The sequence below is a fragment of the Actinophytocola sp. genome (assembly GCF_050699915.1).
In the GTDB taxonomy this organism is placed as follows: domain Bacteria; phylum Actinomycetota; class Actinomycetes; order Mycobacteriales; family Pseudonocardiaceae; genus Actinophytocola.
Window position 1 is genome coordinate 1 of sequence record NZ_JBOHGA010000236.1, and the last position, 8,885, is coordinate 8,885.

8 protein-coding genes are annotated in these 8,885 nt (G+C 69.4%); 5 read left to right on the forward strand and 3 right to left on the reverse strand.

Going from position 1 to position 8,885, the window contains the following annotated elements:
• The 5 genes from ACRDSK_RS28360 to ACRDSK_RS28380 all read left to right on the forward strand — a co-directional run.
• Window positions 1–603: endonuclease/exonuclease/phosphatase family protein (locus ACRDSK_RS28360; RefSeq protein ID WP_431444407.1), on the forward strand; the 603-nt coding region annotated here is incomplete at its 5' end.
• An 80-nt stretch (window positions 604–683) separates the two neighbouring features.
• Window positions 684–2,459 (forward strand): cytochrome c biogenesis protein DipZ, encoded by a 1,776-nt coding sequence (locus ACRDSK_RS28365; RefSeq protein ID WP_431444409.1) that lies wholly within the window; start codon window positions 684–686, stop codon window positions 2,457–2,459.
• Window positions 2,460–2,505: 46 nt separating this feature from the next.
• Entirely contained in the window at window positions 2,506–2,703 is a 198-nt protein-coding gene (locus ACRDSK_RS28370; protein ID WP_431444411.1) for a zf-HC2 domain-containing protein, read from the forward strand.
• A gap of 163 nt (window positions 2,704–2,866) precedes the next feature.
• Window positions 2,867–3,805 carry a hypothetical protein gene (locus tag ACRDSK_RS28375; RefSeq protein WP_431444412.1) on the forward strand — a complete coding sequence of 313 codons (939 nt, stop codon included), beginning with the start codon at window positions 2,867–2,869 and terminating at the stop codon, window positions 3,803–3,805.
• Window positions 3,806–3,855: 50 nt separating this feature from the next.
• Window positions 3,856–5,709, forward strand: coding sequence for a beta strand repeat-containing protein (locus ACRDSK_RS28380; protein ID WP_431444413.1), 1,854 nt, complete (start codon window positions 3,856–3,858; stop codon window positions 5,707–5,709).
• Window positions 5,710–5,883: 174 nt separating this feature from the next.
• Here the strand turns inward: ACRDSK_RS28380 and ACRDSK_RS28385 are convergent, their stop codons facing one another.
• From ACRDSK_RS28385 to ACRDSK_RS28395, 3 genes are all read right to left on the reverse strand, one after another.
• Complete coding sequence (locus ACRDSK_RS28385; protein WP_431444414.1) at window positions 5,884–6,204, reverse strand: ATP-binding protein; 321 nt, start codon at window positions 6,202–6,204, stop codon at window positions 5,884–5,886.
• Between the two features lie 528 nt (window positions 6,205–6,732).
• Window positions 6,733–8,091 (reverse strand): histidine kinase dimerization/phospho-acceptor domain-containing protein, encoded by a 1,359-nt coding sequence (locus tag ACRDSK_RS28390; RefSeq protein ID WP_431444415.1) that lies wholly within the window; start codon window positions 8,089–8,091, stop codon window positions 6,733–6,735.
• Window positions 8,088–8,753 carry a winged helix-turn-helix domain-containing protein gene (locus ACRDSK_RS28395; protein WP_431444417.1) on the reverse strand — a complete coding sequence of 222 codons (666 nt, stop codon included), beginning with the start codon at window positions 8,751–8,753 and terminating at the stop codon, window positions 8,088–8,090. Before ACRDSK_RS28395 ends, ACRDSK_RS28390 begins: the two co-directional genes overlap by 4 nt.
• Window positions 8,754–8,885: the final 132 nt, after the last annotated feature.

Consider the following 8,885-nt stretch of genomic DNA (forward strand, 5'->3'; position numbering starts at 1 on the left):
TTACGGGCGACCGCGACCACATCATCACGGAACTCCCGCGGATACGGCTTGGGCATAACGACATCCTTCCAGCAAGACCACACAGGCCTCACAGATCAGATGTCAACCAAACCCTGGGCAGTCCCCAAGCACACCGACAAGGACACCGGCAACGACACTGGCGGCGAGTTCGTCGTCGTGAACACCCACCTCGACAACTCGTCGGAGAACGCGCGCCGACGGGGCGCGTCGTTGATCCGTGACAGGATCACCGCTATCCCCGCCGCGCTGCCGGTGATCCTCACCGGGGACTTCAACTCCGCCGCCGGGCACTCGGCCGCCTACCGCATCCTCAGCGGTGGCGCCGGCCTGACCGACACGTGGACCGCGGCCGCCCAGCGGCGCACGCCGCTGGTGGCGACCTGGCACGGCTACGAGCCGCTGGTGCCAGACGGTCCTCGCATCGACTGGATCCTCACCAGAGGAGCGGCCCGGATCTCGGCCGCGGGCATCAACACCTTCACCGACCACGGCCGGTACGCCTCCGACCATCTGCCCACACAGGCACTGCTCACCCTCGATCACCCTCCATCGCGCTCGATCGCCTCGGCGCCGGTCGGGTGAGGAACCAAGCCGGGACGGCGTCGCCGGCGAATACCTGACATGACTCGTTCGCGGAACTGGGAGACGAACCGGGAGACATCGTGCTGACACTCGCCCTGATCGGTCTGATCGGCGGGCTGGTGACCGGCATCTCGCCGTGCATCCTCCCGGTGCTGCCGGTCATCTTCTTCACCGGTGCACAGACCAACCCCTCGCCCGCCGCTGCCCGCGCGACACGGGCCGGCACCGGCGCGGTCGCTACGGCCGTCGTCGCGGTGGAGCGTCCTGTTGAGACGAAGCCGTCCCGGGCGCGGCCCTATCTGGTGATCGCCGGGCTGGTGGTGAGCTTCACGCTCGTCACGCTGTTCGGGTCGCTGCTGTTGTCGGTGCTCGGGCTGCCGCAGGACGTGCTGCGCTGGGCCGGGCTGGTCGTCCTCGCGCTGATCGGCATCGGGCTGATCGTGCCGCGCTTCGAGCACCTCCTGGAGAAGCCGTTCTCCTGGATCCCGCAACGCAACCCCGACGCCAGCAAGGGCGGTTTCCCGCTCGGCCTCGCGCTCGGCGCGGTGTACGTGCCGTGCGCGGGACCGGTCCTCGCCGCGATCACCGTCGCCGGCTCCACCGGCCAGATCGGCACCGAGACCGTCGTGCTCACCGTGACCTTCGCCGCCGGCGCCGCCATCCCGCTGTTGGTCTTCGCCCTCGCCGGCCGGCGCGTCGCCGAGCGGGTGAAGGCGTTCCGCAAGCGCCAGCGCGGCATCCGGGTCACCGCCGGCATCGTGATGATCGCGCTCGCCATCGGTCTGGTGTTCAACCTCCCGCAGCTGCTGCAGCGGGCGATCCCGGACTACACCTCCGGCCTGCAGGACCAGGTCAACAACTCCCAGCAGGTGAAGGACGCGCTCAACCTGGGCGGGCTCGTCAACGACCAGAACAAGGACCTGGACAAGTGCTCGGCCGACGCGACGGAGCTGGAGAGCTGCGGCACCGCACCGGACATCAAGGGCATCCAGCAGTGGTTCAACACGCCGGGTGACAAGCCGGTGGACCTGAAGTCGTTGCGCGGCAAGGTGGTGCTGCTCGACTTCTGGGCCTACTCGTGCATCAACTGCCAGCGCTCGATTCCGCACGTGGTGGCGTGGGACAAGGCCTACCGCGACGCCGGCCTGCGGGTGATCGGCGTGCACGCACCGGAGTACGCGTTCGAGAAGGAGGCGCGCAACGTCGAGTCGGCCGCGGACAAGTTCGGCATCCGTTACCCGGTCGCGCTGGACAACTCGCTGGCCACCTGGACCAACTACCGCAACCGCTACTGGCCCGCGCACTACCTCATCGACGCCGACGGCACCGTCCGCCACATCAAGTTCGGCGAGGGCGACTACGACGTCACCGAGAAACTAATCCGCCAACTACTCCGCGACGCCAACCCGAACACCGCCCTGCCGGCGCCGACCGACACTGTCGACGACACCCCGAACACCGCCGACATCACCCGCGAGACCTACCTCGGGTCCACCAAGCGAGTCAACTTCGCCGGCACCGAGACCTACAGCGCCGGCGACAAGTCCTTCACACTTCCAGAAAACCAGCCGAAGGACAGCTTCGCCCTCGACGGCGACTGGCGGCTCACCCCGCAGAGCATCACCCCCACCGGCGACACGGCTCAGGTCCGGCTCAACTACCGCGCCAAGCAGGTCCGCATGGTCCTGTCCGGCGAGGGCACCGTCACCTACCAGGCGAACGGGCAGACCAAGACCATCCAGGTCTCCGGCACCCCGAACTCCTACCCACTCCTGTCCACACAGGACATCAAGGCTGGTCAGGTCACCGCGACCATCGGCAAGGGCGTCGCGGCCTACTCCTTCACCTTCGGCTGACCCGGAGATAACAGACGGCGAGATGACAGACGGCCAGATGTCCACCATGACCAGTGAGCAACACGACGCGCTGCGGGTGAGCCTCGGCGTGTACGCGATGAACAAGGCCGACAGCCGCGAACGCCAGACGATCCGGGAGCACCTCGACCGGTGCTCGAGCTGCCAGGACGAGCTCGCCGACCTCCTCGCGATCGTCGATCTGTTGGATCGGACCGCGCTCCGACCGCGACCGATCACCGGATAAACCCGAGGTCACCGGGTGTTCTGCCCTGGTCGGTGTTCTCCAACACCAGGTGGGTGAAAGAAATATCAACCTCGGACCCATCCGTGTTGGTGTCTGGCGCCGAAGCCCTCGTACTGGTGACCCCCGATCGAGGGAGGTGATGTGAATGAGGGATCACACAGAGGTGCCTGGTCTGACTGTCCCGAGTCCGGCGATCGTGCTGCTCCGACGAGCGGTGGCGGTCGCCGGGTTCTTGTTCGGGCTCGGGCTGTTGGCACTGCTCGGCGCGGGGCAGGCGGGTGCGGACGAGCGTCCGGCGGAGAACAAGCCGGCCGACGCGGACGCACCCACGTCCGGGTTGACGGGTCCCGTGCTGGGACTCGTCGACGGCGTGGCCGCTCCGGTGGCACGGGTCGCCGGTCCGGCGGTGGCTCCGGCGGTGGCTCCGGTTGTCGAGATCACCGAACCGGTGGTCGAGCCGGTGGTTCGGCCGGTCACCGAGGCGGTGGCCCCCGTGGTCGAACCGGTGGTCCGGCCGCTGACCGAGGCGATGGCCCCGGTCGTGCGGCCGGTGCTGGCACCCGTGACCCCAGTGCTGGATTCGGTGGTGCACACGGTCGCTCCGGTGGCCGAGCCGTTGACTGGTCCGCTGTTGCGGGCCGCCGATCCGATGCTGGCACCGGTGGCGGCGTCGGTGGGTGCCGACGGCGCGGTGTCCGACTTGTCTTCTGACGTGTCGGGGCCGCGCACGGCACCCGGGCCACGGCCCAAGGCGCCGTCGGCCAGGGATGTCCCGGCTGCTGTTTCCGTTGACCCGGTGGTCGACGGGAGCACGGGGACGCCGTGGTCGGATGACGTGACCACGTCGCCGCCGGTCGCCACCGCCGGGGCACAACCGGCCGGTCCAGGCCGGCCGGGTGACCGCTCCGGATATCCACTTGGGACGGACGTTGTTCCGGGTGGTGGCGCGGCTGGTGGCTTCGGTGGTCAGCACGGTGCTGACGGCACCGTGTCGTCGCCGGGCACGTCGTCCGGTGCGGACGGTCCAGGTGACCGGGCTCCGCCCGGTGGGGACGTCGCCTTGTCGTGGCTGGCGTTCGAGGACCGTGACCATCCGAGCTGATGTTTCTTCCAAACCCCATGTGACCGAATGGACTTGGAAGGGAAGCGAGAATGCGTAAGACAGTCAAGCGCGTGCTCGTCACCGCTGCGATCACCGGTGGGTTCGTCCTGCTGGGTAGCGAGGTAGCGAGCGCGGACACCGGGTCGGACGGCTTGTCCGACCTGACCGGCAGTATTTCTGGCACCATCAGCTCGACGACTGGTGCGGCGAACTCGGGTGGTGACACCACGTCCGGGGCGACGGCCGGCAACGGCGGGAGCTCGGGCGCGGGTGGCAACGCGTCGAGTGGCAACACCGCGACGTCGGGTGACACCGGCGACTCGGGCGACTCCGGCGCGACCGGTGGCAACTCCGCCACCACGTTCTGCGTGCTGTCCGACTGCACCACGTCGGTCGGCTCGGGCGACTCGGGTGACACCGGGTCCACGGGCGACAGCGGCGATGCCGGCAACGTCAGCCACACAGCCGGGGGCAACTCCGGCCACGCGGGTGACGGCGGCTCGGCGCACAGCGCCGCGGCAGGCTCGAACTCGGCGCACTCGGGTTCGGCGCAGGGCCGTGGCGCCAACACCGGTGACGCCACCTCCGGTGGTGACACCTCGTCCGATGCGACCGCCGGCGACGGCGGGAACTCGGGCGCGGGCGGCAACGCCACCAGCGGCAACCAGGCGACGAGCGGGAACACCGGGAACTCCGGCGACTCCGGCTCCACCGGCGGCAACCACGCCGCGGGCGTCTGCGTGCTGTCCAAGTGCGACACCACGGTGACCTCCGGCGATTCGGGTGACACCGGGTCCACCGGGGACAGTGGTGACGCGTGGAACGCCAGCCACACGGCCGGGGGCGACTCCGGCATGGCCGGCGACGGTGGCGGCGCGCACTCGATGGCGGCGGGTGAGAACTCGGCGAACTCGGGTGACGCGGGCTCCGGTGACCGGGGCTCCGGTGACCGGGGCTCTGGTGACTGGGGCTGGCGTCGCGAGGCGTCCTCCCACACCGGTGACGCCACCTCGGGTGGTGACACCTCGTCCGACGCGACCGCCGGCAACGGTGGCAACTCGGGCCCGGCGGGGAACGCCTCCAGCTCCAACGAGGCGACCTCCGGCGGCACCGGTGACTCGGGTGACTCGGGTTCGACGGGCGGCAACAGCGCGTCCGTGGAGAACCGGGGTGGCCGGTCGAACGAGTGGGACAACCACGGCAAGTGGGGCGACCACGAGAACGGCAACGAGAACGGCAACGAGAACGGCAACGAGTCGCACACCATGGTGACCTCGGGCGACTCGGGTGACACCGGGTCCACCGGGGACAGTGGTGACACCGGCAACCTGAGCTGGACGACCGGAGGCGACTCCGGTAGGGCCGGCGACGGTGGCGACGCGCACGCGGCGGCGGCCGGGAACAACTCGGCCATGTCGGGTGACGTCATGTCCCGCAAGGACGGCAAGCACCGCGGCGGGCACCACAAGGGTGGCGACAACGGTTCGACCGGTGACGCCACCGCGAGTGGTGACACCACCTCCGAGGCGACCGCCGGCAACGGTGGCAACTCGGGCCCCGCGGGGAACGCCTCCAGCTCCAACGAGGCGACCTCGGGCGAGACCGGTGACTCGGGTGACTCCGGTGCCACCGGTGGCAACTCCGCCGAGGTCCGGCCGGACGAGAAGTCCGGCAAGCAGGACAAGTGGCAGCGCCGTGGCGGTCACCACGGCGACACGTGGATCCTCACGATCGTGACCTCGGGCGACTCGGGTGACACCGGGTCCACTGGGGACAGTGGGAACGCGTGGAACGCCAGCTGGACCACCGCAGGCAACTCCGGTCCGGCCGGTGACGGCGGCGACGCACATGCCGCCGCACACGGCTCGAACCACGCCTGGTGGGGCCACAACGCTCAGCACTAAGCCGAGCGAGATGACCGTGTGGGGCGCCGAGCAAGTCGGCGCCCCACACGCCCACCATGACCTGTCACGACGCCGGCACCTCAGGCGCAATTTTGAACGTCCGAGTTCCGCCGCGGCGGACCTGGTGTGTTCCAGAGCAACAAGAGCGTGCTGGTCGGTCCGATGCCCGCGTGGTCAGTGTTGCCACTGGCCGCCGGTCCAGCACATCCAGACTGTTGTGCCGTGGGCGCCGAGCACGACGTCGCTGTCATCGGCCATGCTGTGGATGAGCGCCAGGCCGTTTCCACTGGTGTCGGACTGGTCGTCCCAGCGGCCATGATCAGCCACCGTGACCACGATCTCGGTTCGCTCCAGACGCGCATGCAACTCGAGGAATCCAGTGGTGCCCGCCGGGTAGGCGTGCAGCACCACGTTGGTCATCGCCTCGCAGCCGCACAAGGCAACGTCGTTTGCCGCGTCGGAGGACATCCCGACGGCTCGCGCCCAACTTTCCAACTGTCCTGGTCGCAGCGCCCGGCCGACCGGGTGCTGGCCGAGTAACGCGCTGAGGTCGCCCGTTCAGCGGCTTTCGACGCTCTCGGCGCGGTGCGAGACTTGGCCAGATCACGCGGAGCGGGATCGTCCGCCCGCAATCGACCTTGGGGGAAGCGTCATGAAACGACCTGTGTTCCGTGCGCTTATTTGTTGTGCCCTGTTGGGTGTGATGTCGCTAATGGCTGCGCCGTCGGCTTCGGCTGGCGTCCAAGAGTCCAGTTTCGAGAATCAGGCGGGTGTCGGACGGTGCTTGGACGCCTTCGTCACTCCTTATGCGCAGCCGTGCAACGGTACCGGCTATCAGCGGTGGATATGGAATGACCAGCCAGGGATCCAGACTCCGTTGCGGAACGACGTTATTGGCAGCTGCGTTTACGCGCGGTTCGACAATCTCCTGGCTGAGATGAGGCCATGCGATTCGGGCGATTTCCGGTTGGGCCGGTGGGGTGTCAACTTCCCACCGGGAGGCCGGTGGGCGTTTATCAAGAACTACGCGAGACCCTCGCTATGTCTGGCCAACACCGGCGGCGAAACCGTCCGCATGCTGCCTTGTAACAACAACGACGGTAGGGTTCGCTGGGCTCTCCGCTGAGCAGTTTCTGCCAACCGTGTGGTTCCGGGTGGTGTGCGTGTCCATCGTTCTCCGTTCGATGTGACTGTGTGTGACTGAATTGGGCGTGGGGGACCGTATCGCGGCAGGCGGTCGGCTCGCCGAGGTGTTCGGGGGGCTTGGGACGTGACAGTCGGCGGTCTGATGGTGCTCGCTGGCGGTGGGGTCGACGGGAGGCGCCGGCGGTCGGCGAGCACCCGGGGATGGGCGTCGATGTCGAGCAGGTCGGCGTCCAGCCGGTTGCCGTGGCGGGCGGTGGCCCGCACCAGCTCGGCGATGTCCAGCTGCTCGAACGTGGACCGGTCGGTGTCCTCACCCCGCGAGATCTCCAGCAGGTCGTCGACCATGCGGCGGAAGCGGCGCAGGTCGGTGTCCAACAGCGCGACCGCCGCCCGGGTGCTCGGCGGCAGCTCGGCGCTGCGCCGCTGGAGTACGGCCATCGCGTTGAGCATGGTGGTGAGCGGGGAGCGCAGCTCGTGGCTGACGTCGCCGGCGAAGCGGGTGTCCCGCGCGATCCGCTGCTGGAGCCGGCTCGCGGTGTCGTTGAACGCCTCGGCGAGCGGCACCAGGTCCGGGTCGCCGGTGACCGGCAGCCGGACCTCGAGATCGCCGCGGACCGCCTTGGCCGCGGCACCGGTGACCTGCCGCAGCGGGCGCAACGCGTGGTTCGCCGCCCAGCGACCCACCAACGCGCCCGCGACGCCGCTCGCGGCCGTGCCCGCCAGCAGGATCCAGCTCAGGAACTGGAAGGTGCGGTCCAGCTCCCGCAACGGCGAGACCTCGACGTAGGTGGCGGCCTGATCACGCAGGGGCAGGCCGACGGCGAGGACCGGGATGTCGTCGAGGCGGGTGCGTTGGCGTGCGGGGGTGCCGCTGGAGACGAGTCGGAGGAACTGGGGTGGGAGGCGGGTGGGGTCGACAAGGTTGCCGCTGCTGATGGTCTCGCCGTTGTCCACGATCAACACGGCGGACTCGGCTTCGGAACCGAGTCCGGTGATCAGCTCGGGTAGGCCTGCGGAGTCGCGGCGGAGGGCTGCTTCGATGAGCCGTGCGTTGCTGGTGGTCTGCCGGACGGCGCTGCGCTCGCGCTGGTCGATCATGTAGCCGGTGGACAGGTGCCAGGTCGCCAGCGCCAGCGCGCCGGCGATCACCAGCGACACCAGGCTGAACCACGCCATCACCCGGGTTCGCAGCGGCAGCCGACCCACCCGCTGCCGCCGCACGGTTCGCCGGTTCACGGCGCGCCCGGGTCGGTATTGATCCGGTAGCCAGTGCCGCGGACGGTGAGCACCAGGGTCGGCTGGCCGGGGTCGGGCTCGATCTTGCGGCGCAGCCGGCGCACGTGCACGTCCAGCAGCCGGGTGTCGCCGAAGTAGTCGTAGTCCCACACCCGTTCCAGCAGCTGCTCGCGGGTGACCACCGCGCCACCCGCGGCGGCCAGCGTGCTCAGCAGCCGGAACTCGGTCTTCGTCAGCGGCACCTCCTCGACAGCCGCTCCCACCCCGCGCAGGACCCGGCCCTCGGCCAGGCGCACCGTGAGGTCGCCGAGGGTGATCACGGTGGGCACGTCGGGGTCGCCGGCGCGGGTGCGGCGCAGCAACGCCCGGATCCGCGCGCTCAGCTCGCCGGCGTCCACCGGCTTGGTCACGTAGTCGTCCGCGCCGGCTTCGAGGCCGGCGATGACCTCCTCCGACCCGGTGCGCGCGGTGACCATGATGATCGGCAGGTCGCCGAGCTCGCGGATCCGCGCGCACACCGCCAGCCCGTCCGCCCCGGGCAGCATCACGTCCAGCAGCACGACATCCGGCTCGACACCGCCGACGGTGAGCCGCTCCAGCGCCTGCTCACCGGTGGCCGCTTCCACGACCTGGTAACCCTCGTCGGCCAGCGCGAGCCGCAACGCCTCAGCTTGATTTTTAACCTGTTCGTCGTGGTTTGGTGCCGATCTTGTGGTGGGCTGGCCGGGTGTATGCCTCGCCGGTGGCGAGGATGCGTCCGACGTCATGGCGTGTGGCGGGGTTCCGGTTCCTGG

Coding starts and splice junctions, on each gene's coding strand:
- ACRDSK_RS28370 (WP_431444411.1), top strand. CDS start 2,506: ATGACCAGTGAGCAACACGACGCGCTGCGGGTGAGCCTCGGCGTGTAC.
- ACRDSK_RS28380 (WP_431444413.1), top strand. CDS start 3,856: ATGCGTAAGACAGTCAAGCGCGTGCTCGTCACCGCTGCGATCACCGGT.